At 46.4% G+C, this 644-nt stretch carries 1 protein-coding gene; it reads left to right on the top strand.

Annotated features, from left to right (window positions below):
* A partial coding sequence (locus AB4167_RS03305; protein ID WP_372136128.1) for a hypothetical protein occupies window positions 1–644 on the top strand: 644 nt, incomplete at both ends.

The following is a 644-nucleotide window of genomic DNA, read 5'->3' as shown; positions in this document are numbered from 1 at the left end:
ATCGTGGTGACATCTAGTGACTCCGATAACGATGTGCTTACCTCAACCGTCACGCTGACCATTACCGATGGTGATATTCCGACCATTGATAATGTGCCAACTGTGAACTTGTCGGAAACCAATCTGAGTGATGGCTCTGCACCAAGCGGTAGCGCGGTTAGCTCAACTCAAACTATTACTTACACCACTCAAAGTGATGATGTGACCAGCTTCCGTATTGAACCGACTGAGTTCAATTTTGGCGGCACTCTCACATCAAACGGATTAGCTGTCGAGCTGAAAGCTGACCCAACCACACCGGGCGGCTACATCGGTTATGTTACTGATGGTTCGAATGTTGAAACCAATGTGTTCACGATTAGTTTCTCGGATACCAATTTAGGTCAATACACCTTCACCTTACTTGAAGCACTAGACCATGTAGATGGCCTCGCAAATAATAATTTGAGTTTCGACTTACCGGTTTACGCGGTCGATAGCGATGGCGATGACTCGTTGGTGTCTCAACTTAACGTGACCATTGGTGATGATGTTCAAATCATGCAAGGTGGTACGTTAGATATCACTGAACCAAATCTTGCAGACGGCACAGTGACAACCAATACCATCGATGTGATGCCAGAACAAAGTGCCGATGGTGCGAC

Origin of the sequence: Vibrio sp. 10N.286.49.E11 (assembly GCF_041469505.1) — a bacterium.
GTDB lineage: Bacteria > Pseudomonadota > Gammaproteobacteria > Enterobacterales > Vibrionaceae > Vibrio > Vibrio crassostreae_C.
The sequence above is the reverse complement of the archived record's forward strand: the minus strand, read 5'-3'. Positions and strand labels throughout refer to the sequence as shown.